This is a genomic window from Uniformispora flossi, from assembly GCF_049534875.1.
In the GTDB taxonomy this organism is placed as follows: domain Bacteria; phylum Actinomycetota; class Actinomycetes; order Streptomycetales; family Streptomycetaceae; genus Yinghuangia; species Yinghuangia aomiensis.
The window spans coordinates 100036-125544 of record NZ_JBMULZ010000004.1 but is presented as its reverse complement, the minus strand read 5'-3'; the positions used below and the strand labels follow the sequence as shown (position 1 = coordinate 125544).

Sequence of the window (25509 nt, the reverse complement as noted above, 5' to 3'; positions counted from 1 at the left end):
TCGCGGCCGCACGGGCGCGGAACGGCCCGGCTTCCCGAGGGGGAGCCGGGCCGTTTTCGTGCGCCGACGGGTCGCCGTGACGGCGGGCCGCGGGTTCAGGTTCCGAGGAACTCGCGGGCCAAGAAGCGGGCGACGCCGTCCTCGTCGTTGGGGCCGACCACGTCGGTGGCCAGCGCGAGGATGTCCGGGTGCGCGTTGGCGGGCGCGACGCGGCGGTCGGCCACCGCGAACATCGGCAGGTCGTTGAGGTGGTCGCCGCACGCCACGACCGGGCCGGTGAGCGCGTGCCGGTCGCGGAGCGCGAGGACGGCCTGGCCCTTGTCGGCGCGTGCGCTGTGCACGGCGAACTCGACCCAGCCGGGCAGGTAGCCGATCGGATAGCTCTGGACGGTGGTTCCGGCGCTGCCGAAGCCGGCGAGCAGTTCGAGGGCCTCGGGTTCGCGGTCCCGGCGTACCGCGAAGCGCACCAGCGCGACGTCTTCCTCGCGGGCGACCCGGCCGAAGTCGGGGCTGTGCCGGAGCCGTGGATCGCCGTATTTGCGCTTCTCGGCGACGTACCAGGCGGCGCCTTCGTCGGCGAGATCGCCGTGGTGGAGCCGGTCGGCGCGGCCGTCCCAGGTGGTGAGCGCCGGTTCGAGGCCCGCGGCCAGGACGGCCGCGACGAGTTTTGCGGCGGTGGCCCGGTCGAGGGAATGCCGCGAGACATGCCGTCCGGTGGCCGCGTCCGACAGGTACGAGCCGCCCAACTCGATGACCGGGAGCGGGAATTCGACGCCGGCCAGCAGTGTGGTGATGGCCGGGAGGCTGCGCGCGGTGGCGACGGTGAGCGCCACGCCCGCCGCGGTCAGGGCTTGGAGCGTCATGCGGGAGTAGTCCGACAAGGTGCCGCCGGATCGCAGCAGCGTGCCGTCCAGGTCGCATACCACCAGCGGACTGTCGGGTAAGGACGGCGTCACGGGTACCTCGCTCTCGCGCGGGTATTTCACCGTACCCGCCCGTTGGCGGCCGTTCACCCGAATGGCCCACATGGAAGGGGTGCGTGCTCAGCGCGGCGGGGAAGCGGCGGGCGCGCCGCCGGGTGATGATCGGGGCAGCGGAACGGCGGGCGACGGGAGCGGGTGACGGCGCGTTGAAGACCACGGCGTTGGGATTGCGGGCACGCGAGGCGGCGCTTGAGGCGATGGCCGAGCGGGAGTTGGACGTGGTCGTGGTCGGCGGCGGCGTGGTCGGCGCCGGGACCGCGCTGGACGCGGTGACCCGCGGCCTGAGCGTCGGGCTGGTCGAGGCGCGCGACTGGGCGTCGGGCACGTCGAGCCGGTCGAGCAAGCTGATCCACGGCGGCCTGCGCTACCTGGAGATGCTGGACTTCGCGCTGGTGCGCGAGGCGCTGCGGGAGCGCGGCCTGATGGTGCAGCGGCTGGCGCCGCACCTGGTGCGGCCGGTGCCGTTCCTGTACCCGCTGCAGCACCACGGGTGGGAGCGCGCCTACGTCGGCTCCGGCGTCGCCCTGTACGACACCATGGGCCTCTCCACGGGCCACACCCGCGGCCTGCCCGGGCACCGCCATCTGTCGCGGCGGCACGCGCTGCGGCTGGCGCCCGCGCTGCGCAAGGACGCGCTGGTCGGCGCCGTGCAGTACTACGACGCGCAGGTCGACGACGCGCGGCACACCATGACACTGGTCCGCACGGCGGCCGGCTACGGTGCGCACGTCGCGTCGCGTGCCACCGTCACCGGGTTCCTGCGCGAGGGCGAGCGGGTCGTGGGCGTGCGGGTGCGCGACGTCGAACAGGGGCGCGAGTACGCGGTCCGCGCGCGGCAGGTCGTCAACGCGACGGGCGTGTGGACGGACGAGACGCAGGCGCTGGTCGGCGAACGCGGCCAGTTCCACGTCCGCGCCTCCAAGGGCATCCACCTGGTCGTGCCGCGGGACCGGATCCACTCGTCGACCGGCCTGATCCTGCGTACCGAGAAGTCCGTGCTGTTCGTCATCCCGTGGGGGCGGCACTGGATCATCGGCACCACGGACACCGACTGGGACCTCGACAAGACACACCCGGCGGCCAGCCGCACCGACATCGAGTACCTGCTCGAACGGGTCAACGCGGTGCTCGCGGTGCCCCTCGGCCGGGAGGACGTCGAAGGCGTCTACGCCGGCCTGCGGCCCCTGCTGCGCGGCGAGTCGGACGCCACCAGCCAGCTGTCCCGCGAGCACACCGTCGCGCACCCGGTGCCCGGCCTTGTGGTGGTCGCGGGCGGCAAGTACACGACCTACCGGGTGATGGCCGCCGACGCGGTCGACGCCGCCGTGCACGGGCTCGACCGCAAGGTGGCGCCCAGCTGCACCGAGACCGTGCCGCTCGCGGGCGCCGAGGGCTACCACGCGCTGTGGAACGCCCGGACGTCGATCGCCGCGGGCAGCGGCCTGCACGTCGCCCGCGTCGAACACCTGCTCAACCGGTACGGCTCCCTGATCGACGAGGTCCTCGCCCTGGTCGAAGCCGACCCGGAGCTGGGACGGCCGCTGCCCGGCGCGGACGACTACCTGCGCGCCGAGGCCGTGTACGCGTGCACCCACGAGGGCGCCCTCCACCTGGAGGACGTGCTGGACCGGCGCACCCGCATCTCGATCGAGACGTTCGACCGGGGCGTGCGCGTCGCCGAGGAGTGCGCGCGGCTGATGGCGCCGGTGCTGGGCTGGACCGACGAGCAGGTCCGCCGCGAGGTCGACTACTACCTCAAGCGCGTCGAAGCGGAGCGCGAATCCCAGGAGCAGCCGGACGACCGGACGGCGGACGCGGTCCGGATGGGCGCCGAGGAAGTCGTCCCGCTCGCCTGACCGGGTTCGGCGAACCGGGCACCTTCGGCGCCGACAGCGCGTTGTACCGGTGGTTCGGATGGTTGACTGGAATGGTCGCGAATCCCGTCCGCGCACGGGGTTCGGCAACCCCAGCACAGGAGCACGCGCATGAGCGACGCGGACGCCGACGGGCGGTTGCTCGCGGGCCGGTACCGGTTGCGGGAGCGGTTGGGTCGGGGCGGCATGGGCACCGTGTGGAGTGCGCTCGACGAGGTCCTCGACCGCGAGGTCGCGGTCAAGGAGCTGCGCGTCCCCGGCCACACCGACGACGACGAACGCGAGACGCTGTCCGCCCGCATGCTCCGCGAGGCCCGCGCCGCGGCTCGGATCGACCACCCCAACGTGGTGACGATCTTCGACGTGGTCGACGAGGACGGCCGCCCGTGGATCGTCATGGAGCTGGTGCGCGGCCTGTCGCTGGCCCAGGCGATCGAGAAGGACGGGCCGCTGCCCGCCGGAGAGACCGCCGAGATGGGCCTCCGGCTGCTGTCCGCGCTCGACGCGGCGCACGACGCGGGCGTGCTGCACCGCGACGTGAAGCCCGCGAATGTGCTGCTGGCCCGCAACGGCCGCGTCGTCCTCACCGACTTCGGCGTCGCCTCGGTCGAGGACAGCGCGACGCTCACCCAGCTCGGCGCGCTCGTCGGATCCCCCGAGTACCTCGCCCCCGAGCAGGTCGACGGCCAGCAGCCGACGGCCGCCGCGGACCTGTGGTCGCTCGGTGTGACGCTCTACGAGGCCGTGGAAGGCAAACCGGCGTACAAGCGCGCCACCCACGCGGCGACGCTGGCCGCGGTCGCCGCCGCCAAGTTCCCCGAACTGGAGCAGGCCGGGTCGCTCATGCCCGCGCTGCGCAGCGTGCTCGTGCAGGACCCGACCGCGCGCGCCGACGCGCCGCTGCTGCGCGAACGCCTGATCGAGGCCGCCGACACAGCCCCCGCCGGCACCCAGCCCGGCCGCGCGCTGCCCGGCCGGGCCCGGGGCACCGGCGCCACGGGCCGCCGGCATGCCGTGCACACGGGGCCGCCGGGTCGGGCCGTGCGGCACACCGTCGAGGAGACCGCGCCGCGCGGGCACCCGGGCGGCCGCACCACGGGCGGCACCGCGCAGCCCGCCGCCGAGGAGCCGGTCGCGCACGGGTCCGTCACCGAGACCAATCTGCGGGTGCAGCGCACGCACGTCGGCGAGACCGTCCGCGAGCACGAGCGGCCGGCCGAGCCGGACCGCCGCCACGACCGCAGGCCCGGCCGCCGGGAACGCGCGCGGGCGCGGCGCGGCGGCGGCTTCCGGGCCCGCTACCGGCGCTGGCCGCGCTGGTGGATCCGGCACTGGGCGACCGTGCTGGTGGTCGTCGCGATCATGAGCGCGGCGGTGGCCCGGTGGCTCGCCGACTACGGCTCGTGGGCCGGCATGTACACGATCTCGCTGCTCGCCGCGGTCCTCGCGGTGTGGCTGGTGCTGCCGCACCGGCGGCTGTCCCGGTCGGTGCCGGCGGCGATGCTGATCGGCACCATCGGCGGCGGCGTCCTCGAACTCCGGCACATCAATCCCAACCTCGTCGAAGTCCTCGCGGTGGTCGGCGGCTGCCTGCTGCTCGGCCCGCTCATCGACGGCGCGGTGCTGCGCCGCCTACGCACCGGCTCCGGGCTCGGGTTCGCGCTGCCGGTGCCGGAAGGCTGGAGCTGCACGCCCAGCGACAGCGGCCTGACCGTGCACGACCCGGACCGGCTCATCTCGGTGACGGTGACCGTGGACCGCGGCATCGTCATGCCGCCCGAGGAGTCCGTGCTGCACCGCGAGCACGGCACGCTCACGTCCCGCGACTACCGGGACAGCGAGAGCTACCGGCGGGTCGAACTCGCCTCGATGGACTACCGCGGGCACGACGCCGCCGAGTGGGAGTACGTGTGGCGCGGCCCGGACGGCGCCGCCTTCCACGGCAAGGACCTCGTCGTGCGGACCGGCGACGGGGTGCGCTACTGGATGACGGTGCGCTGCCGCGAGGAGCTGTGGCCGACGGCCGCCGCGTACTTCGACCACGCCAAGGAGAACCTGGCGATCGTCCGCTGACCGCCGCCGCGGCCGCCCGGTACGGTGGGGCGGCGGGGCAATCGGCGGCGTTCGCGGGGCGGGGTAGCGCAGATGACAGGTCCGACCGGAGACCGCACGGTGGCGGGCCGCTACCGGCTGACCGAGATGCTCGGCCGCGGCGGGATGGGCACCGTGTGGCGGGCCGCCGACACCGTCCTGGACCGCGATGTGGCGGTGAAGGAAGTCCGCGTCCCGGAGGGCCTCGACGACGAGGAACGCGCCCGCCGCTCGGCCCGGGCGATGCGCGAGGTCCGTGCCGCGGCGCTGGTCGTGCACCCCAATGTCGTGGTCGTCTACGACGTCGTCGAGGACGACGGGCGGCCGTGGATCGTCATGGAATTCGTGCCCGGCCGCACCCTCGCCGAAGACCTCGACGAAGGCCGCCTGCCGGTCCGCGACGCGGCACGCCTCACCCGGCAGCTGATCGACGCGCTGCGCTCGGTGCACGCGGCCGACGTCGTGCACCGCGACGTCAAACCCGGCAACGTGCTGCTCTCCCGCGACGGGCGCGCCGTGCTGACCGACTTCGGCATTGCCACGCTGGTCGGCGCGACGACCATCACGGCCACCGGCACGACGATCGGCACGCTGGAGTACATGGCCCCGGAACGTGCGCAGGGCCTGCGCCCCGGGCCGCCGTCCGACCTGTGGGCGGTCGGCGCGACGCTGTACGAAATGCTCGAAGGCCGCTCGCCGTTCCGCCGCAACGGCGAGTTCGCCACGCTCCAGGCCGTGTTGGATGCGACCTACGACCCGCCCCGGCACGCCGGTCCGCTGGCGCCGCTGATCGCCGGGCTGCTCACCGCGGATCCGGACGCCCGGATGACCGCCGACGAGGCCCTGCGGCTGCTGGCCGAGGTGGAGGCCGCGGGACCGGGGTCGTCGCCGGGCGGGCGCGCGGCCGAGGCCGGATCCGCGCCGGGCACGGAAGCGACATGGTTCGGTGCGGGTGCGGGTGCGGGTGTGGGCGTGGGTGCCGGTGCCGCCGCCGGCCCGGGCCCGGCAGCGGGAGTGGCGGGTACCGCGAACGACGCAACATCGACCGGGCATCCGCAGTCCGGTGCGGATGCTCCGGGGGAGCGCCAGGACGCGGTGACCGTGGACGGCGTCCCCGCGCCGCAGCCGACCCGGCCCGAACCGGGCGCGTCCGCCGCGTTCGGAGCGGTCTCCGCGGGCGGCCCGTCGGCGGCGCGCGCTGCCGGGCCCGCGCGCGGCTCCTCGGCGCCGCCGCCGATGCCGGCCTCGTTGCCGACCGTCGGCGTGGCCGGGGCAGGTGCGCCGCCGCCGATGCCCGCCTCGGCCCCCGGCGTCGGGACGCCGGGCGACCCCGGTGCGGTGGCGCCTGCCCCACGGCGGCGCGTGCTGCTCCTGTCGGTCGGTGCGGTCGTCCTCGCCGGGGTCGTGATCGCCGTCGCGCTGCTGCTCAAGTCGACGGGGAGCGACAGCGGCGGGAAGAGCTCGGGAAGCGCCGGGGCCGCCGGCAACGCGCCGGCGGCCCTGCCGTCGTCGGCCGGCGGCCCGTCGCCGGTCGGCGGGGCGGCGTCGCCGACGGTTTCGCCCGTGACACCGGGGGGTTCGGCGACCGGGCGACCGGAGTCCGGAGCGTCGCCGGCCGACCGGGCCACGTCCTCGCCGTCCGGCGGCTCCGGCTCCGCGGCGCGCGCCGGCTTCCGCCGGGTCGACGACCCCGCGGGGTTCAGCGTCTCGGTCCCGGACGGCTGGAGCGGCCGGGATCCGCAGGGCGACCGGATCTTCTTCCGTTCGCCGGACAGCCTTTCGCGGCTCGGCGTGCGGATCGATCCGGGCGACGCGTCGGGCGACCCGTACGCCGACCTGTCCGCGCAGGACGCGGGCGGCACCGGCAGCTCGTCGACCGCGAGTTACCCCGGCTACCAGCGGGTCCGCCTCGACTCCACGACGTTCCGCGGAAACCCGGCGGTGCTCTGGGAGTTCACCTGGTCCGACGGCGGGACGCAGCGCCGGTCGATCAACATGCGCTACACCGCGGGCGGTCACACGTACGACTTCTGGGTCTCCGGCCCGGACGGCGCGTCGACCGCCCTGCGCGCGGCCTTCGACGAAGCGAAGTCGACCTTCACCACCAGCCGTTGAGTCTGTCCCTGTTCCGTCACGGTGCGGTCCTCAAGCGGTTCTGAACGGATTTCCCGGCTATCGAACCAACGGCGTTCTCTCTACGTTGTCCCCAGGGGGTAGCAGCCACGGTCCAATGGGGAGGGACCCGTGACGGAGGGCAGCGGCGAAAGCCGCCTCGTCAGCGGCAGGTACCGGCTCGGCGAAGCGCTGGGCCGGGGCGGAATGGGCACGGTGTGGCGGGCGGTCGACGAACTGCTGCGCCGCGAGGTCGCGGTCAAGGAAGTCCGTATCCCGGACGACCTGGACGCGAGCGAGCAGGAAGTCCGGCGGGAACGCGCGATGCGCGAAGCCCGCGCGGCGGCCCGGGTGACCCACCCGAACGTCGTCACCATTTACGACGTCGTCGAGGACGACGGGCGTCCGTGGATCGTCATGGAACTGGTCCGCGCCCGCTCCCTCGACGAAGTGATCGAGCACGAAGGGCGGCTCGGCCCGAGCGAAGCCGCCGAGGTGGGCCTGAAGGTGCTCGCCGCGCTGCGCGCCGCGCGCGCCGCGGACGTGCTGCACCGCGACGTCAAGCCGAGCAACATCCTGCTCGGCGCGGACGGCCGGGTCATCCTCACCGACTTCGGCATCGCGACGGTCCTCGGCTCGGCGACGCTCACCGCGACCGGCATGCTCATCGGCTCGCCGGAGTACCTGGCGCCGGAGCGCGTCCTGGGACGGCGGCCGGGACCGGCCTCGGACCTGTGGTCGCTGGGCGTGACGCTGTATCAGGCGATGGAAGGGCGTTCGCCGTTCCAGCGGACGTCGGCGATCGAAACGCTCACCGCGGTGCTCCAGGACGAGGCCGCGGCGCCGCGGTACGCAGGAGCGCTCGGCCCCGCGCTGGACGCGCTGCTGCGCAAGGACCCGGACGAGCGGCCGGACGAGGACGCCGTCGAAGGGCTGCTCACCGCGGCACTCAAGGGCAAGTCGGAGCACGGCACCGGCGCGGTCGCGGGGGCCGCCGCTGTGGCGGCGGGTGCGACGGCCGGGGCGACGGCGGTTCCGCCGCCGATTCCGGCACCGCCGCGGCCGTCCGACGCGTTCGCGTCGGCCGCGACGGTCGAGGACCCGCACGGGCCGCTCGGCGCGACCCTCGGCCCTGGCCCCGGGGCGCGGTCGGGGCCGGGTTCCGGTTCGGGTTCCGGACCGGGTTCCGGTTCGGGCAGGGGCGCGGCGGTCCTCGGCGGCGCGGGGGTGGGCGCGGCGGCCGGTGCGGCCGCGGTCGGGGGTACGGCCTATCCGCCCGACGGGTGGCCGACCGGGCAGCAGGCACCGGCCGGCGGTCACGGCGGATCGGACGCGTGGCCGACGGCGGCGCACGGGCAGGCGGCGGACTCCGGACCCGGCGGGGTCGGGCATCCGCGGTCGGGGGACACGCCCCAGCCGTTCCCGATCGGCGGGTTCCACGGGACGACGCGGCCGATCGAGGAGGACGGCCGGCCGGGCGGCGCGTATCCGCAGCGGCGACGGCCGCGCGGGGCGTACGCGGTGCTCGCCGGGGTGGCCGCGGCGCTCGTCGCGGCGGCGTTCTGGATCGTGCCGAGTGCGCTGGGCAGCAACGACAAGGGCGGCGACGGGCGCCCGGGGATGGGGCCGTCCGCCGGTGCGGGCACGGTGTCGTCGCCGGCCGCGCCGTCCGACAACGCGGTCGCCGGCGGCGTCACCGTGACGCCGACGACCGAGCAGGCCACCTACGAGCCGACCGGTGGCCAGGCCGACTCGGACTACACCGAACCGACGAAGTCGGCGCCGAAGACGACCAAGCCGAAGCCGACCACCAGCAGGCCGACAACCTCGACCACGTGGCCGACCACCAGCAAGTCGCCGACCACGACACCGACGGGCAGCACGACGTCGGCCGGCTCCGGCAGCTCGTCCGGTTCCGGCGGGGCCACGAAGTCCGGTGCGGGAAGCGGTTCCACGGCGGGCGCGGGGGCGGGAACGAAGGCCGACGCGACCGGGTGAGAGGCCGGGGGCGAGGACCGGAGCCGGGACGTCGGGAGCGCGTGATGGCGCGCCCCTGACGCTCACCGGGACCGGGGCATCCGCCGCTGTTCAGACCTGTGGTCGCCGGGTCCGACCGGGCCGCCCGACGGGTCTGGTGCCGTCCCTCTCCCCTCGGCGGGGGCTCGAAGGCGGTCCGGTGGCGCGGGTGCGCCGCTCAGGCCCCCGCGGTCGGGCGCGTGCCCACGACGACCGTGGCGTACAAGTCCTCGTCCTCGACCACGCGCGCGGTCAGGCCGCTCGTGGTGAACACCGCGACGGCCTCGGCCGCTTGTTCCTCGCTGGTTTCCACCAGCAGATGGCCGCCGGGGGCGAGCCACGCGGCGGCCTCGGCGGCGATCCGGCGCTGCAGGTCCAGGCCGTCCGAGCCGCCGTCGAGGGCGACGAGCGGCTCGTGGTCGCGGGCTTCGGACGGCAGCAGGCCGATCTCGGCGGTCGGCACATATGGCGTGTTCGCGGTCAGCACCGCCACCCGGCCGCGCACGTCCGCGGGCAGCGGCGCGAACAGATCGCCCTCGAACACCCGGGCGCCGTACGCGGCGAGGTTGCCGCGGGCACAGCGAACCGCGGCAGGGTGGATGTCGGCCGCGTACAACTCGACGCCCGGCACCGCGGATGCCACCGCGGCGCCGATCGCGCCGGCGCCGCAGCACAGGTCGACGACGACCGCGCCGGGCGCGGCAAGCGCCGCCGCGTGCCGGGCCAAGAACTGGGTGCGCCGCCGCGGGACGAACACGTCTTCGTCCACCGCGATCCGCAGCCCGCAGAACTCCGCCCAGCCGACCACGTGTTCGAGCGGAAGCCCGGCGGCCCGGCGGGCGGTGAGGGTGTCGAGATGCACGGTGTCGTGCGCGGCTTCGGCGAGCAACGCGGCTTCGTCCTCGGCGAACACGCAGCCGGCGGCGCGAAGCCGGGTCACGGTCGCGGCCACGATCGCGGCGGAAAAACCGGGGTCCGGGCGGGGTACGGACGTGGCGTCCGGTGGCGGGAGCGTCATGAGCGGCACCGAGCGTACCGGCGATTTCCCGGTGCCGGATCGGCGGGTTGCCGGGGTCGGTGCGGGCCCGGGCGAGGGCCGCCACGCAACCGGAGTGGTGCGTAGGCCGTAGTCTGACCGGGCGACACAGGGAACCCGGTGGCGCCGTTCGGGGGAGGTCGGCCCACCGAGGAGCGGGGAGGAACGATGGCGGACGTTGCGTCGCCCGGTCAGGCGCGCATCGTGGCGGGGCGGTACCGGCTGACGAGCGTGGTCGGACGCGGCGGCATGGGCACGGTCTGGCGGGCGGTCGACGAGATGCTGCACCGCGAGGTCGCGGTGAAGGAACTCCGGCTGCCCGACCACCTCGACGACGAAGAGCGCGACATCCAGCAGCAGCGCACGCTGCGCGAGGCGCGCACCGCGGCCCGGATCGGCCACGAGAACGTCATCACGATCTACGACGTCGTCGAGGACGGCGGCATCCCGTGGATCGTCATGGAGCTCGTCGAGGCGGAGTCCCTCGCGGACATCCTCAAGACCCGCGGCACGCTCTCCCCGGCCGAAGCCGCCGAAGTCGGCCTCAAGGTCCTCAACGCGCTGCTCGCCGCCGAGGCCAAGGGCGTGCTGCACCGCGACGTGAAGCCCGCGAACATCCTGGTCACGGTGTCCGGCCGGGTGGTGCTGACCGACTTCGGCATCGCCACCGAGGCCGGTTCGGCGACGCTGACCGCGACCGGCATGCTCGTCGGGTCCCCGAACTTCCTCGCCCCGGAACGCGCGCAGGGGCTGCGGCCCAACCTGTCCGCCGACCTGTGGTCGCTCGGTGTCGTGCTCTACATGGCAGTCGAAGGACGCAACCCGTTCGACCGGCCGACGATGATCAGCACGCTCAACTCGATCCTGACCGAGGAGCCCGACCCGCCGCGCCGCGCGGGCCTGCTGCTGCCGGTCATCGAGGGACTGCTGCAGAAGGACCCGGACCGGCGGCTGCCGGCCAAGGACGTGGACCGGATGCTGTCCGGCGTCGTCCGCGGCGACCTCACGCAGTCCCACCCCCGTGCGGTGCCGTCGGGTGTGCCGAACATCGGGCTGGGCGCGGTCGCGGGGCTGGGTGCCGAGGCCGGGCCGGACTCCGACCCGGCGTCGGCGCAGTCCGGTCGGCAGTCGGCTCCGCAGTCCGGTCCGCCGTCGGGCGCGCCGTCCGGGCCCCACTCGGGCCCGCATTCGGGTCCCCACTCGGGTCACCCCGGTCCGTACTCGGGTCCGCCGTCGGGTCCGCCGTCGGGGTCGCCTTCGGGGCCGCAGGGCTACGCCGGGTCGCCGACGCTGACCGCCGGGGCCATGGGCATGCCGCCCGCGTCGGGCGGATACGGGCCGCCGCACGGCACGTACCCGGGGGCCGGCAGCGGCTACCCGGGCGTGCCGCAGCAGCCGACCGGGTCGTACGGCGCCGGACCGTACGGTGCCGGCGGGCCGCACCCGGACAGCGGGCCCGGCGTCGCCTGGCCGTCCGCCGAGTACGTGTCCGGGAACAGCGCGCCCGACACCCGGGCGAACCCGTCCGGCCCGCCCGCGCGGCCGTCCCGCAAGCCGCTCGTGCTGGGCGTCACCGCCCTGGTCATCGCCGTCATCGCGGCGGGCGTCGTGGCGGTCGTCGTATTCAAGGGCAAGGACGACAAGTCGGACAACGCGAGCGGCCCCGGCGTGTCCACCGCGCCCCCCACCGCAACGGCGTCGCCCGGCGCGCAGCCGGGCCCCGGCGGCCAGACCGGACCGACCGCGAGCACGCAGCCGACGCTCACGCCGCCGTCGGGCGCGAGCCGCCCGCCGATCGTGCCGCCCACCGGGGCGAGCCAGGGCGCCGGCAACGACCCCGCGCCGATCGCCGGCTACACCTGGACGCACGACCCGGCCGGTTTCTCGCTGTTCGTCCCCAACGGATGGACGCGCAGCGCCAACGGCAACCAGATCGACTACACCGACCCGAACAAGCGCACCCTGCTGCGGATCGGCACCGACACGGTCGGCAAGGCGCCGCTGGACAACTTCAACGAGATCGACGCCAACTTCGCGAAGATCAAGCAGAACTACCAGCGGCTCCAGCTCGGCCCGCACCCGATCGGCGTCCCCGGCTGGGACGCCGCGGTGTGGGAGTTCACCTGGAAGGGCAATCCCTTCAACCCGCAGAGCGGCGACCTGCGGCCGAGCCACGCGATGGACCTCGGGATCCGCACCGACCGCGGTTCGGACTACGCCATCTACGTCGCCTCGTTCGAGGACAACTGGGCGCCGTCGCAGAAGGTCTTCAACAACGTGGTGGCGAACTTCCGGCAGGACTGAGCGCGACCGGCGCGGGCTCGGACCACGGGCCCGCGCCGGACGCGACTCCCTGCCCCGGGCTCTTGTTACCGGAAAGTAGCCCCGCTTAGGCTTGATCGCATGACGGACACTGCCCGCGACGCGGCCTCTGCGATCCACCCCGTGCTCCCGGTCGACCGCCTCGTGCGGCGCGTCGTCACCGGCCCGATGCCGACCCGCGTCACCACGCGCGCCCCGTTCACCGGCGCGCCGATCGCGGAACTCCCGGAGTCCACCGACGAGGACGTGGTGACCGCCTACGAGCGGGCCCGCGCCGCGCAGGCCCGTTGGGCGGAACGCCCGGTCGCCGACCGCGCCGCCGTGTTCCTCCGCTTCCACGACCGGCTCCTCGCCCGCCAGGACGAGATCCTCGACATCATCCAGACGGAGACCGGCAAGGTCCGCAAGCACGCGTTCGAGGAAGTCCTGGACGTCGCGCTCACCTGCCGCCACTACGGCCGCCGGGCCCGCGGCTACCTGCGCTCCCGGCGCCGCGCGGGCGCGCTGCCGGTGCTCACCAAGGCCGTCGAGGTACGCCATCCCAAGGGCGTCGTCGGCCTCGTCTCGCCGTGGAACTACCCGCTGTCGCTGTCCATCGGCGACGCCATCCCGGCGATGATCGCGGGCAACGCCGTCGTCATGAAGCCCGACACGCAGACCGCGCTCACCGCGCTGTGGGCGCTCGACGTCCTCACCGAATGCGGGCTCCCCGAAGACCTGTGGCAGATCGTCGTCGGCGACGGCCCGGTCATCGGCCCCGCCGTCATCGGCCGCGCCGACTACGTGTGCTTCACCGGCTCGACCCGCACCGGGCGCCAGGTCGCCCAGCAGGCCGCCGCCCGCCTGGTCGGCGCGTCCCTCGAACTCGGCGGCAAGAACGCCATGGTCGTGCTGCCCGACGCGGACCTCGAACGCGCCGCCGAAGGCGCCGTCCGCGCGTGCTTCTCGTCCGCCGGGCAGCTGTGCGTGTCGATCGAGCGCATGTACGTGCACGCCGACATCCGCGACCCGTTCCTCGAACGCTTCCTCGCCCGCGTCGAAGGCATGCGCCTCGCCGCCGGCTACGGCTGGGACGCCGACATGGGCTCGCTCGTCTCCCGCCGCCAGCTCGACACCGTCACGCGGCACGTCGACCAGGCCCGCGAACTCGGCGCTACCGTCCTCACCGGTGGCCGCGCCCGGCCCGACCTCGGACCGCTGTTCTACGAGCCGACCGTGCTGGACGGGGTCGACCCGGACATGGCGGTGTGCGCCGAGGAGACGTTCGGGCCGGTGGTGTCCGTCTACACGTTCACCGATACGGACGACGCGGTCGCCCGCGCGAACGGGACCGCGTACGGCCTGAACGCCAGCGTGTGGACCCGCAACACCCGCCGCGGCGAGGAGGTCGCGCGCCGCCTGCACGCCGGAACCGTCAACGTCAACGAGGGCTACGCGGCCGCCTACGGCAGCGCGGGCGCCCCGATGGGCGGCATGGGCGACTCCGGACTCGGCCGCCGGCACGGCGTCGACGGGATCATGAAGTTCACCGAAGCGCAGACCGTCGCCACCCAGCGGCTCATCCCGATCGCGGCCCCGTTCGGCATGACCGACGAGCAGTGGTCGCGTTCGCTGACGCTGTCGCTGCGGATCATGAAAACGCTCGGCGTGCGCTGATCCGGCGCTGATCCGGCGCTGATCCGGGAGGTCCGGGATGCCGCGCCGCGGGCGCGGTGTCCCGGAATGTGCGCCGTCTCTCCCACGGCCGCCCCAACTACAGATAGTGTGGAGGCTCTCGGCGGAGCGTCACGTATGTGGTGGCTTCCGCCTGGGCTCGGCGGCCGATGTCGGGCGTCCCCGACACCGGCCGCCGGCGGGGTCGTGACCGGATTGCTGTCCCCTGCGTCCCGGTCACGGCGCCGACGCGAGGTCCCACGGCAGCCTCCTCGGGCATGCCTCATCGCGCCGACGGTCTTGCACCAGGGCCGCCTGCAGGCGGGCTGGCTCAGCAGGCACAACGACCGGCGGCGCGGGGAGGTTACGCGGTCGGGTCAGCGGACGTCCTCTTTCAGGTGACGTCCGCTCCGTATCCCGGCAGTTCCCCGGCCTGAACGGATGTCAGATCCCGGGGTTGCGGGCGGAACCTGTCGGTCCCGCCGCGGAAAATCGGCAGATCGGGTGGTGCCCGCTCCGGGTCAGATCCGGCCGCGGCACAGTTCGAGCAGCGCCATCGCGACCTCGGTGCCCGGCTTGTCGAGCGCCTCGCGGTAGCGCGCGATGACCTCCATCTCGCGCGACAGCTGCACGCGGCGGCCGCCCGCGGCGATCCGGGTGCGCTGCACTTCCTGCGAGGCGGCGACGCGCTCGGCGATCAGGTCGATGATGCGGCGGTCGAGTCCGTCGATGCGGGTCCGGGCGTCGGCGATGACCTGGTCGGGCGTCCGGTCGTCCGCCTTGGTCCCGGTGGTGTCGGCCGGGCCGGCGGCGTCGGCGGTCGGTGTGGGGGTCTGCGGCGCGGTCATGGGCGTTCTCCTGTCGGTGGTGCCCGGTCCCGGTACCCGACGGCGCACGCGAAAACGCCCCGGGTTCCAGGAACCCGGGGCGTCGTCGAAGCCTGTTGCTCAGGCGGCAGCGATGGCGCCGGGGTGCCCGGAACCATAGGTAAAGATGTGCGCGGCCGTGAACATGCCCGCCAGTATGCCGTGCCGTCACGCAGCGCTGCCAGCGCCATCCGGATACCGAGACCGGAACGGTTGGCGCGGGCCCGCGGCGGCCGGTTCCCGGGTGGGCCCGGGGGCCTCCCGGGCGGGCCGTAGAATTGGGGTCGACCCCCCGCACCATCGCCGGAAGGCCCTTCGTGACCTCGACCAGTCCGGACGCGAGCGGAACGGAAACCGTTCTCGTCGTCGACTTCGGTGCCCAGTACGCGCAGCTCATCGCCCGCCGCGTGCGCGAGGCCCGGGTGTACAGCGAGATCGTCCCGCACACCATGCCGGTTGACGAGATCCTCGCGAAGAAGCCCGCCGCCATCATCCTGTCCGGCGGCCCGTCGTCGGTGTACGCGGACGGCGCCCCGAGCGTCGACCGCGCGCTGTTCGAGGCCGGCGTCCCGGTCCTGGGCATCTGCTACGGCTTCCAGGCGATGGCCCGCGCGCTCGGCGGCGACGTCGCCAAGACCGGCCTCGCCGAGTTCGGCGCGACCGACCTGACCGTCACCGACACCGCGTCCACGCTCTTCGACGGCCAGCCGGCCGCGCAGTCCGTGTGGATGTCGCACGGCGACTCGGTCGCCGCCGCCCCGGCCGGCTTCGCGGTCACCGCGACCACCGACGGCGCGCCCGTCGCGGCGTTCGAGGACGACGAGCGCAAGCTCTACGGCGTCCAGTACCACCCCGAGGTGCTGCACTCGAAGTACGGCCAGCAGGTCATGGAGCGCTTCCTGCACGTCGGCGCCGGACTGCACGCCGACTGGACGATGAGCAACGTCATCGACGAGCAGGTCGACGAGATCCAGGCCCGGGTCGGCGACAAGCACGTCATCTGCGGCCTGTCCGGCGGCGTCGACTCCGCGGTCGCCGCAGCCCTCGTGCAGCGCGCCGTCGGCGACAAGCTCACCTGCGTGTTCGTCGACCACGGCCTGCTCCGCAAGGGCGAGGCCGACCAGGTCGAGCGCGACTACGTGGCGTCCACCGGCGTCTCGCTCAAGGTCGTCGACGCCCGCGAACGGTTCCTCGACGCGCTCGCCGGGGTCACCGACCCCGAGGAGAAGCGCAAGATCATCGGCCGCGAGTTCATCCGGGTCTTCGAGCAGGCCGCGGCCGAGGTCGTCGCCGAGGCGGGCGCGCACGGCGAGCAGGTCGAGTTCCTGGTGCAGGGCACCCTCTACCCGGACGTCGTCGAGTCCGGCGGCGGCACCGGCACCGCGAACATCAAGTCGCACCACAACGTCGGCGGGCTGCCGGAAGACCTGCAGTTCCAGCTCATCGAGCCGCTGCGCAAGCTGTTCAAGGACGAGGTCCGCGCGGTCGGCGAGGCCCTCGGCCTGCCGAGCGAGATCGTGTGGCGCCAGCCGTTCCCCGGCCCCGGCCTCGGCATCCGCATCATCGGCGAGGTGACCGCCGACCGCCTGGAAACCCTCCGCGACGCCGACGCGATCGCCCGCGAGGAACTGTCGAAGGCGGGCCTGGACCGCGACATTTGGCAGTGCCCGGTGGTGCTGCTGGCCGATGTCCGCTCGGTGGGCGTGCAGGGCGACGGCCGGACCTACGGTCACCCGATCGTGCTGCGCCCGGTGTCCTCCGAGGACGCCATGACCGCGGACTGGTCGCGCCTGCCCTACGACCTGCTGGCCCGCATCTCGAACCGGATCACCAACGAGGTCCGGGAGATCAACCGCGTGGTCCTCGACGTGACGAGCAAGCCGCCGGGGACGATCGAGTGGGAGTGACCCCTGCGCCCGCATAAGACGTGAAAACGGCCTGCCGTACCCGGAAGTTCCGGGGACGGCGGGCCGTTTCGGCTTATTGCCAGGTGGTGCTGTCGAGGGTCGGGTAGCCGTCGGGCATCGGGACCGGGTCGCCGAACTTGACGGTGTGCTTGGTGCCGTAGGCGGGCACGTCCACGTCGCCGGTGGGGTCGGAGTAGAGGGTGACGGTGTGCTCGGTGCGGTCGATGAGGAGGTAGTGGGGGATGGACATGCGGGAGTAGGCGGTGAGTTTGTCGCGGGTGTCGGCGCGGCGGTGGGTGCTGGTGACCTCGCCGACGAGGTCGAGAGCATCGGCGGAGATCCAGTTCCTGTGGAGTTCGGAAGCCGTGATCTCCTGCTCGGTAAAGTCGCGCCGGGCCGCCCAGAAATCGGGGATGACGTGGTTGCCTTTGGCGGTATCCCCGCAGTTGGCCGTTTTGCAGAACCCCCGCGCGCCGATCCCGGAATTCATCATGTTGGCCTGCCACAGCTGCCACAGCACGTTGTGCGTGATGTGTTCGTGGTAATGCGCCGGCGACGGCGTCACCGTGATCCTCCCCTCGACGTACTCGACGCGGAAGAACTCCGTGTCGAAGTCATCGAGGAGATCGGGGATGTGGTTGTCCGGTTTTGCTTCGACCATGACGGTCATGTGCCCTCCTCCATCGAGACATACCCATCACAGGGCGTACTGGCGCCGTTGCGCAGGGAATCACCCATGGATCACTCGTTCGAATGAGTCGGTTGGTTGGATGGATGGGTGGAGTGTGTGAGCAAAGTGACGAAGGCCGGAGGAGCTGGTGGCGTGGATGACGCGCGGCGGATCCGTCGCGCGCGGTGGGCGATTGCTGCCGTGTTCTGTGTGCACGGAGCCGTGACCGGCAACTTCGCCACGCGCGTGCCGTGGATCCAGGACCACGTCGGGGTCGGGGCCGGGCTGTTGGGCTTGGCGCTGGTGTTTCCGGCGCTGGGGGCCTCGCTGGCCATGCCGTTGGCGGGGACGGTCAGCCACCGGTTCGGGGGGAGGGCCGCGCTGCGGGGGCTGTTGTCGCTGTGGTGCCTGGCGCTCGTGCTGCCGTCGCTGGCGCCGAATCTCGTGGTGCTGTGCGCCGCGCTGTTCGTGTACGGGGCGGCGGCCGGGATGCCGGATGTCGCGATGAACGCGATCGGGGTGGAGACCGAGAGCCGGCTCGGCCGGTCGATCATGTCGAGTCTGCACGGCATGTGGAGTGTCGGGGTGCTGGTGGGCTCCGGCGTCGGGACGCTGGCGGCGCACCTCGGTGTCGATGCGCGGCTGCACCATGTGCTGGCGGCGCTCGTGCTGACCGGCCTGGGGCTGATCGCCTGTCAGGGCGTGCTCGACGTGCGGGCGGAGCCCGAGGAGGACCCGCCGCCGCGGTTCGCGCTGCCGCCGAAGTCGGCGCTGCTGATCGGCGGGGTCGCGTTCTGCGCGGTGTTCGCGGAGGGCGCGAGTCTGGACTGGTCGGCGGTGTACCTGCGGGACGTCCTGGACTCGTCGGCGGGATTGGCGGCCGCGTCGACCACGGGGTTCGCGTTCACGATGGCCGTAGCGCGGCTGGTCGGGGACCGGGTGGTGGACCGGTTCGGAGCGGTGCGGACCGTGCGGGCGAGCGGGTTGCTCGCCGCCGTGGGCGGGCTGCTGGTGGTGGCGGCGCCGCATCCGGCCGTGGCGATGACCGGGTTCGCCTTCCTGGGGCTGGGGGTCGCCGTGGTGGTGCCGCTGGCTTTCGCGGCGGCCGGGCGCAGTGGGCCGAACACCAGCCAGGCGATCGCGGGTGTCGCGACGGTGACGTACACGTCGGGTCTGGTGGCGCCGTCGCTGATCGGCGGTATCGCGCACGCGACGTCGCTGGCCGTGTCGTTCGGTGTCGTGACGGCGCTGACCGTGGGCTTTGCCGCGGGGGCGGGCGTGATGCGGACGGGGACGCGGCCGGTCGCGGGCGGGGGTGAGCCCGCGGTGCCGGCCGCGGCGTCCGAGTCGGCGTAGCGGCCGCTACACGTTCCGCCGGTACTGGCCTCCGACCTCGAAGAACGCGTTGGTGATCTGCTCCAGCGTGCACACCCGCGCGGCGTCCATCAGGACCGCGAAGACGTTCTCGTCGTGCGTGGCCGCGTGCTTGAGCGCGGCCAGGGCGCGGGCCGCGTCGGACTGGTGGGCGGCGCGGAAGTCGCGGACCCGGGTGAGCTGGGACTCCTTCTCGGCTTCGGTGGCCCGGGCGAGTTCGAGGGGGCCGTGCGGGGCGTCGTCGGCGTCGGGCTTGCGGAAGGTGTTGACGCCGACGATCGGCAGGGTGCCGTCGTGCTTGCGCTGCTCGTACAGCATCGACTCGTCCTGGATGCGGCCGCGCTGGTAGCCGGTCTCCATCGCGCCGAGGACGCCGCCGCGTTCGCTGATGCGGTCGAACTCGGCGAGGACGGCGGCTTCGACGAGGTCGGTGAGTTCGTCGATGATGTAGGCGCCCTGCAGGGGGTTCTCGTTCATCGCGAGGCCCCACTCGCGGTTGATGATCAGCTGGATGGCCAGCGCGCGGCGGACCGAGTCCTCGGTGGGGGTGGTGACCGCTTCGTCGAACGCGTTGGTGTGCAGCGAGTTGCAGTTGTCGTAGATGGCGATCAGGGCCTGCAGCGTGGTGCGGATGTCGTTGAAGTCCATTTCCTGCGCGTGCAGCGACCGGCCGGACGTCTGGACGTGGTACTTCAGCTTCTGCGAGCGCTCGTTGGCGCCGTAGCGGTCCCGCATGGCGATGGCCCAGATCCGGCGGGCGACCCGGCCGAGGACCGAGTACTCCGGGTCCATGCCGTTGCTGAAGAAGAACGACAGGTTCGGCGCGAAGTCGTCGATGTCCATGCCGCGCGCCAGGTACGACTCGACGTAGGTGAAGCCGTTGGCGAGGGTGAACGCGAGCTGCGAGATCGGGTTCGCGCCCGCTTCGGCGATGTGGTAGCCGGAGATCGAGACGGAGTAGAAGTTCCGCACCTTGTTGCGGATGAACCACTCCTGGATGTCGGCCATCATGCGCAGGCTGAACTCGGTGGAGAACAGGCAGGTGTTCTGGCCCTGGTCCTCCTTGAGGATGTCCGCCTGCACGGTGCCGCGGACCGTGGCCAGCGCGGTCGCGCGGATCGACTCGGCCTCGGGGACGGTGGGTTCGCGGCCCTCGGACGCGCGGAACTTGTCGAGTTCGGCGTCGACGACGGTGTTGAGGAAGAACGCCAGGATCGTCGGGGCCGGACCGTTGATGGTCATCGACACCGAGGTGGACGGCGCGGTCAGGTCGAAGCCGTCGTACAGCGCCTTCATGTCGTCGAGGGTGGCCACCGAGACGCCCGAGGTGCCGACCTTGCCGTAGATGTCCGGGCGCTCGTCGGGGTCGCGGCCGTACAGGGTGACCGAGTCGAACGCCGTCGACAGGCGCGTGGCCTCGTTCCCGTGCGACAGCAGCTTGAAGCGGCGGTTGGTGCGGAACGGGTCGCCCTCGCCGGCGAACATGCGCGCCGGGTCCTCGCCGTCCCGTTTGAACGGGAAGACCCCGGCGGTGAACGGGAAGTAGCCCGGCAGGTTCTCTTCGCGCAGGAAGCGCAGCAGCGCGCCGTGGTCGGTGTGCCGGGGCAGCGCCACCCGGCGGATCTTGCTGCCGGACAGCGACTCGCGGGTCAGCGCGGTGTGCAGTTCGCGGTCGCGGATACGCACCACCTGCTCGTCGCCCGAGTACGCCTCGACGGTGGCCGGCCAGGCGTCCAGCAGCGCCTGGTCCGCGGGGGAGAGGGCGGCTTCGGCGTCCTTGTGCAGGGCCTCGACGGACGGGACGGCTTCGGGGAGTTCGGCGCGCACCAAGGACACCCGCTGGAGGCGGGCGGCGGCCTCGGACTGCGTCGCGGTGTCGGCGTGGTAGGTGCGGACGGTGTCGGCGACCTCGGCCAGGTAGCGGACCCGCGAGCCGGGCACGATGTGCGCGGCGCCGGTCGAGGTGCGGCCTTCGACGTGCGGCAGGACGCCCGGCACGAGCGGGAGGCCGTGGTCGGTGAGCCGGCCGGCCAGGTGCTGGTACAGCGCGGTCACGCCGTCGTCGTTGAACGTCGCCGCGCTCGTCCCGAACACCGGCATGTCCTCCGGGCGGGAGCCGAAGGCCTCGCGGTTGCGGACGAGTTGGCGGGACACGTCGCGCAGCGCGTCCTCCGCGCCGCGGCGTTCGAACTTGTTGATCGCGACCACGTCGGCGAAGTCGAGCATGTCGATCTTCTCGAGCTGCGAGGCGGCGCCGAACTCGGGCGTCATCACGTACAGCGAGGTGTCGGCGTGCTGGGTGACCGCGGCGTCGCCCTGGCCGATGCCGGGGGTCTCCAGGATCACCAGGTCGTAGCCGGCCGCCTTGCAGGCGAGCAGCAGGTCGTCGATGCGCTCGGGGAGTTCGGCGCCGGCCTTGCGGGTGGCGAGGGAGCGGAAGAACGTGCGTTCGCCGTCCAGCGCGTTCATCCGGATGCGGTCGCCGAGCAGGGCGCCGCCGCCGCGCCGCCGGGTCGGGTCGACGGCCAGTACCGCGATGCGGAGCTTGTCCTGCTGGTCGGTGCGGAACCGGCGGACGAGTTCGTCGGTGAGCGACGATTTGCCGGAGCCGCCGGTGCCGGTGATGCCGAGCACCGGGACGGGGCGGGCGCCCGCGGCCTCGGCGACGGCCTGCCGGGTGGCGTTGTCCAGCCCGCGGTTCTCGACGACGGTCAGGGTGCGGGCGAGGGCCGCGCGGTCGCCGGCGAGCAGCGCGTCGAGCGGGGCCGGCCGCTCGGCGAGGTCGACGTCGCACGCCTCGATCAGCGTGTTGATCATGCCGGCGAGGCCGAGCCGCTGGCCGTCCTCGGGGGAGAACACGGTGACGCCGGACGCCTTGAGCCGGGTGATCTCCTCGGGGATGATGACGCCGCCCCCGCCGCCGAACACCTTGACGTGCCCGGCGCCGCGCTCGCGCAGGCGCTCCACGAGGTACTCGAAGTACTCCACGTGGCCGCCCTGGTACGAGCTGATGGCGACGCCCTGCACGTCCTCTTCGAGGGCCGCGTCGACGACCTCGCTCACCGATCTGTTGTGGCCCAGATGGATCACCTCGGCGCCCTGCGCCTGGAGGATCCGCCGCATGATGTTGATCGCCGCGTCGTGCCCGTCGAAGAGCGCGGACGCGGTGACGAACCGCACGGGCCGAACCGGGACGTACAGGGGCACCTGAGCCTCCGAGGACACACGTAATGGCGCGGAAAGGAGCCGTAGGGCTCTCCCCTCAAGATACTAGGAAGTCCAACTATTTCCCACGGTAAGAAAGCTGTGGCGAGAGTGAATTCCTGGGGCTGATGAATACGGCAGAATGCCCCCTGGCAGGTGCGATTCCCGTACGTCCGGCGCCCTCCGGCAGCACGACGCCCACGTGCGCGTCCGGTGCGCGGCGGCGTGCATCCGACGGCCGCGCCGCCGTTCCCAGGGGAGGGTTCCTGATGGCGCACGGCCTGAGCGTGCACGGACCGGACTGCCACTGCGTGGTCCGCGAGGAGTACCGGCGCGCCCAAGAGGGCTTCGACGAGCACCGGCGTGCCCTCGCCCGCGGCGAAGGCGTCCCCGCCGTGGTCGCGCCCTCGGAGTTCGCCACCCGGCAGTGGATCGACGACGAACTGCGCGGCCTCTCCCAGGATGTCGCCGCCCGGCGCCGCGCCCACGGACGCGCCGCGCTGCGCCTCCTCGGCACCCGAACCCTCGCCGGGCTGTGGGCCGCCGTGGTCGTGCTGGTGCTGGTGCAGGCCCTCACCGCGATAGGCCCCGGCTGGACGGTGGCCCGCACCGCGGCGCTCACCGCCGCGGCGGTCACCGTCGCCGTGCTGTCCGGTGTCGCGATCTGGACCCGCGAGGGCGCCGGGCTCTACGCGCCGGTGCGCGGGCTCGACGGGCGGCTGTCCACCTCGAAGGCCGTCGCCGCCCTGTGGGCCGTCGTGCTCACCTACGTGTTCGTCTTCTTCGCCGTCCGGCTTGCCGCCGCCTCCCGCCCCGGCGACCGGTCCGAGCTGCTGCACCACCTCGGCGAGGTCGCGGCCGACCAGATCGTCCTGGTCGCCGTACCGCTGTTCGTCGCGGTGCTGGTCCGACGGCTGGTCGGCGACAAGGTCAACCGCCGGGTGCTGCAGAAGCCCTACGCCGACCGGGCGTTCCTGCGCGACCTGGTCACCGACGACACCGGCCGCAGTGCCCTCGCCGATGCGCAGTACATCCTGGTGAACCTGGTCGCCGCCGGCTTCCTGCTGGTCGGCCTGGCTCGCGATCCGGAGGAACTCCCGGACGCCCCCGCCACGTTGGTGGTGCTCGCCGGGATCTCCGCGGTGGTGTACCTGGCCGCCAAGCTCACCGAGAACAACCGCCCGGTCATCCTCTCGGTGGTGCGCGTGCACGTGCCCGGCAGCCTCGACAACGCGCTGCGGCAGGGCGACGACATCGAGATCCGCGGCACCAACCTGGTCGGCGCGGGAGTCCGCGAACCCGACCAACTCGCCCGCGTGGTGGTGCGGTTCGGTGCGATGCACCAGTACGCCCCGCTGGTCCCCACGGAGACCGGCTTCGCCAACCCGTGCGATGCGGTGGTCGTGGTGCCGATCCCGCTGGACGTGGAGCCCGGCCGGGTGGAACTGTGCGTCGTCTCGGCCTCGGGAGTGGAGTCCAACCCGTACGAGATCGAGATCGCCGACTGAGCCGTACGCCGGGCCCCTCGGCTGCGTCCGCCGGTGCATGGTCGTCCCCCGATTTCCGTCGTGTGCGGCTGCTACTTGCTGAGGTCGACGGGCGCGGACGGGGCGTCGGCCGCGGCAAATTCGCGGGTGTGGCGCTTCCGCCGGGACACCATCGCCCACACCGCGCCGGCCAGGCCGGAAGCGCCGACGCCGATCACCGCGAGCGCGAGGGTGACCCCGGGACGGGCGTCGACCGAACCGTGCGCGTCCAGCAGATACATGACGGCGATCGCCATGAAGATGGCGCCCGCGATCAGGGCCATCGGGTCGAAGTCGTGGCGTTCCACGGAAACCCTCCTGGGGGAATCGGCCTGCGGGGGAGCGGTAGGCGGGCGGTGGTGGTGACCACCGGGTTCGGGCGTGTCGGTGGTGGTCATCCGGCGGACACCGTCGCGTGGGGAGCGACGTCCGCAGGGGCGCCGGGCACCGAGGGCGCCTCAGGCGCAGTGGGCAGTGCCGGCACGGCAGGTACGGCGGGTGTCGTGGGCGCGGCCGGCGGTGTCGGCGGGAGATACCTGATCGGCGCGCCCTCCTGGTAGACCACCACTTCACCGATTCCGACCCGGAGATCCAGCGTGACGGTGCCGCGTAGGGTGCCCCGGACCGGCTCGACGACCTCCTGGCGCGAGACCTTCAGACCGTTGTTGTCGCGGCCGACCACCTGCACCATTCCGATGTCGCTCTTCGCGGTGATGACCGCACGCACGTCGTCGGGCAGCGACACCCGGAGGCTCCCGACACCGACACTCGCGGTGATCCGCGTGCCGTCGACCGGGTCGAGCTGCCTCAGGTCGAGGCGGAGGTCGCCGAACTTCATGCGGTACGGCGATTGCACGGCCGCGGGCGTCGCCGGGGTGTGCGTCTCCTGCCCGGTGCTGCCGGTGAACGGCACGGTGAGGTACGCCAGCATGCTGAGCACGCCCGCCAGGACCACGGCCGGAAGGATCAGCCACCGGGCACGCCCGAAGAAGGCTCCGAGCAGGAGGCCGCCGGCGAGGATCGCGAGCATCACGGCGATCCCGACCTCAAGTTGCACGTGGAACTCGGTGGTGGAGTCGAGCCACCACATCAGCCCCCCGGCGAACGCCGCGGCCGAGACGACAGCCGGCGCGAGGAAGGACGCGGGCTTGCGCGGTCGGGCCGGCGGCTTGGGCTCGGGTGCCCCGCCGCGTGCCCCACTGCGCTGCCACCACGGCGCCGGTCCGGGCGCCACCGGCGGACCGCCGCCCGCCTCCGCGGCTTCGGGCGCGGTCGGGGCGGTGGGGGCGGCGGCGAACTCGGCGGCGTCGCCTTCCGGCCGCCGCGAGGCCGCCGCGACCGCGTCCGCGAGGCTCTTCTTGCGGGATGCGGCGAGCACGATGCCGGCGACGATCAGCAGCGGCCAGGTGCCCATGAAGCCGTCGTCGAAGTAGGAGAAGAAGGTGCCGATGCCGACCGCGGTCAGCACGATGGCGGGCACGGCTTCCTTCACCTTGTGCCCGTTGAGCACGTCGCGGGCCATCGGCACCGGACGGTCGTCGGACGGCATGAGGAGCCACCCCAGGCCGTACAACAGGACGCCGAGGCCGCCGAACAGCGCGATCACGGCGAGCACGACGCGGAAGATCACCGGATCGACGCCGAAGTGGCGTCCCAGGCCCCCGGCGACGCCGGCGACCACACGGTCGTGGGTGTCGCGGGTCAGCGGCGGGCTGCCGCCGTCCGCACCCGGCGGGGGCGGGGTCTGCGTGGATGTCGAGGTGGGGTCGCTCATGGGATCCATCGTGTCGGCCTCGCGCGGGCGCGCCTATCAGGAAGGCCCCGGGTCGTACCCGGAGCCGACCCCGAGACGGAATCAGGGTCGGACCCTGATGT

The 25509-nt window shown here is 73.2% G+C and carries 16 protein-coding genes; 9 read left to right on the top strand and 7 right to left on the bottom strand.

The window, feature by feature from the left end; genetic code table 11:
- Positions 1-95 precede the first annotated feature (95 nt).
- Entirely contained in the window at positions 96-926 is an 831-nt protein-coding gene (locus ACPA54_RS10365; RefSeq protein WP_423528396.1) for an HAD family hydrolase, read from the bottom strand.
- 254 nt (positions 927-1180) lie between these two features.
- On the opposite strand from ACPA54_RS10365, the gene ACPA54_RS10360 reads away from it, so the two are divergent.
- The 4 genes from ACPA54_RS10360 (at position 1181) to ACPA54_RS10345 (ending at position 9058) form a co-directional block, all read left to right on the top strand.
- Positions 1181-2839, top strand: a complete 1659-nt coding sequence (locus ACPA54_RS10360) for a glycerol-3-phosphate dehydrogenase/oxidase (RefSeq protein WP_423528968.1) — start codon at positions 1181-1183, stop codon at positions 2837-2839.
- A gap of 129 nt (positions 2840-2968) precedes the next feature.
- A complete protein-coding gene (locus ACPA54_RS10355) occupies positions 2969-4930 on the top strand; it encodes a serine/threonine-protein kinase (protein WP_423528395.1) in 1962 nt (653 codons plus the stop codon).
- A gap of 72 nt (positions 4931-5002) precedes the next feature.
- The gene (locus ACPA54_RS10350) at positions 5003-7063 is read left to right on the top strand and encodes a serine/threonine-protein kinase (RefSeq protein WP_423528394.1); all 2061 of its coding nucleotides are present in this window, start codon (positions 5003-5005) and stop codon (positions 7061-7063) included.
- 129 nt (positions 7064-7192) lie between these two features.
- Positions 7193-9058, top strand: a complete 1866-nt coding sequence (locus tag ACPA54_RS10345) for a serine/threonine-protein kinase (protein WP_423528393.1) — start codon at positions 7193-7195, stop codon at positions 9056-9058.
- Positions 9059-9254: 196 nt separating this feature from the next.
- Here the strand turns inward: ACPA54_RS10345 and ACPA54_RS10340 are convergent, their stop codons facing one another.
- A complete protein-coding gene (locus ACPA54_RS10340; protein ID WP_423528392.1) occupies positions 9255-10094 on the bottom strand; it encodes a putative protein N(5)-glutamine methyltransferase in 840 nt (279 codons plus the stop codon).
- Between the two features lie 186 nt (positions 10095-10280).
- On the opposite strand from ACPA54_RS10340, the gene ACPA54_RS10335 reads away from it, so the two are divergent.
- Positions 10281-12416: a serine/threonine-protein kinase gene (locus tag ACPA54_RS10335; protein ID WP_423528391.1), complete on the top strand. Its 2136-nt coding sequence runs from the start codon at positions 10281-10283 to the stop codon at positions 12414-12416.
- 99 nt (positions 12417-12515) lie between these two features.
- Positions 12516-14090, top strand: coding sequence for a succinic semialdehyde dehydrogenase (locus ACPA54_RS10330; protein ID WP_423528390.1), 1575 nt, complete (start codon positions 12516-12518; stop codon positions 14088-14090).
- 518 nt (positions 14091-14608) lie between these two features.
- On the opposite strand, the gene ACPA54_RS10325 is transcribed toward ACPA54_RS10330, so the two are convergent.
- Positions 14609-14935 carry a chorismate mutase gene (locus tag ACPA54_RS10325; protein ID WP_423528389.1) on the bottom strand — a complete coding sequence of 109 codons (327 nt, stop codon included), beginning with the start codon at positions 14933-14935 and terminating at the stop codon, positions 14609-14611.
- A gap of 335 nt (positions 14936-15270) precedes the next feature.
- On the opposite strand from ACPA54_RS10325, the gene guaA reads away from it, so the two are divergent.
- Complete coding sequence (guaA, locus tag ACPA54_RS10320) at positions 15271-16860, top strand: glutamine-hydrolyzing GMP synthase (RefSeq protein WP_345673664.1); 1590 nt, start codon at positions 15271-15273, stop codon at positions 16858-16860.
- Positions 16861-16933: 73 nt separating this feature from the next.
- On the opposite strand, the gene ACPA54_RS10315 is transcribed toward guaA, so the two are convergent.
- The gene (locus ACPA54_RS10315) at positions 16934-17530 is read right to left on the bottom strand and encodes a Uma2 family endonuclease (protein WP_423528388.1); all 597 of its coding nucleotides are present in this window, start codon (positions 17528-17530) and stop codon (positions 16934-16936) included.
- Between the two features lie 222 nt (positions 17531-17752).
- Between ACPA54_RS10315 and ACPA54_RS10310 the strand changes: the two genes are divergently transcribed.
- Positions 17753-18886 (top strand): MFS transporter, encoded by a 1134-nt coding sequence (locus tag ACPA54_RS10310; RefSeq protein WP_423528387.1) that lies wholly within the window; start codon positions 17753-17755, stop codon positions 18884-18886.
- 6 nt (positions 18887-18892) lie between these two features.
- Here ACPA54_RS10310 and icmF read toward each other — a convergent pair whose 3' ends face one another.
- Positions 18893-22111: a fused isobutyryl-CoA mutase/GTPase IcmF gene (gene icmF / locus ACPA54_RS10305; RefSeq protein ID WP_423528386.1), complete on the bottom strand. Its 3219-nt coding sequence runs from the start codon at positions 22109-22111 to the stop codon at positions 18893-18895.
- A gap of 266 nt (positions 22112-22377) precedes the next feature.
- Between icmF and ACPA54_RS10300 the strand changes: the two genes are divergently transcribed.
- Positions 22378-23616 (top strand): hypothetical protein, encoded by a 1239-nt coding sequence (locus tag ACPA54_RS10300; protein WP_423528385.1) that lies wholly within the window; start codon positions 22378-22380, stop codon positions 23614-23616.
- A gap of 71 nt (positions 23617-23687) precedes the next feature.
- On the opposite strand, the gene ACPA54_RS10295 is transcribed toward ACPA54_RS10300, so the two are convergent.
- Positions 23688-23942 (bottom strand): hypothetical protein, encoded by a 255-nt coding sequence (locus tag ACPA54_RS10295; protein ID WP_423528384.1) that lies wholly within the window; start codon positions 23940-23942, stop codon positions 23688-23690.
- 86 nt (positions 23943-24028) lie between these two features.
- A complete protein-coding gene (locus tag ACPA54_RS10290; protein WP_423528383.1) occupies positions 24029-25408 on the bottom strand; it encodes a PspC domain-containing protein in 1380 nt (459 codons plus the stop codon).
- Between the last annotated feature and the right edge of the window lie 101 nt (positions 25409-25509).

Excerpts from the sequence above, each read along its gene's own strand:
- ACPA54_RS10360 (WP_423528968.1), top strand. The coding sequence starts at position 1,181 with ATGGCCGAGCGGGAGTTGGACGTGGTCGTGGTCGGCGGCGGCGTGGTC.
- ACPA54_RS10290 (WP_423528383.1), bottom strand. The coding sequence starts at position 25,408 with ATGAGCGACCCCACCTCGACATCCACGCAGACCCCGCCCCCGCCGGGT.
- ACPA54_RS10355 (WP_423528395.1), top strand. The coding sequence starts at position 2,969 with ATGAGCGACGCGGACGCCGACGGGCGGTTGCTCGCGGGCCGGTACCGG.
- ACPA54_RS10325 (WP_423528389.1), bottom strand. The coding sequence starts at position 14,935 with ATGACCGCGCCGCAGACCCCCACACCGACCGCCGACGCCGCCGGCCCG.
- ACPA54_RS10335 (WP_423528391.1), top strand. The coding sequence starts at position 10,281 with ATGGCGGACGTTGCGTCGCCCGGTCAGGCGCGCATCGTGGCGGGGCGG.
- ACPA54_RS10350 (WP_423528394.1), top strand. The coding sequence starts at position 5,003 with ATGACAGGTCCGACCGGAGACCGCACGGTGGCGGGCCGCTACCGGCTG.
- ACPA54_RS10340 (WP_423528392.1), bottom strand. The coding sequence starts at position 10,094 with ATGACGCTCCCGCCACCGGACGCCACGTCCGTACCCCGCCCGGACCCC.
- ACPA54_RS10315 (WP_423528388.1), bottom strand. The coding sequence starts at position 17,530 with ATGACCGTCATGGTCGAAGCAAAACCGGACAACCACATCCCCGATCTC.
- ACPA54_RS10330 (WP_423528390.1), top strand. The coding sequence starts at position 12,516 with ATGACGGACACTGCCCGCGACGCGGCCTCTGCGATCCACCCCGTGCTC.
- ACPA54_RS10300 (WP_423528385.1), top strand. The coding sequence starts at position 22,378 with ATGGCGCACGGCCTGAGCGTGCACGGACCGGACTGCCACTGCGTGGTC.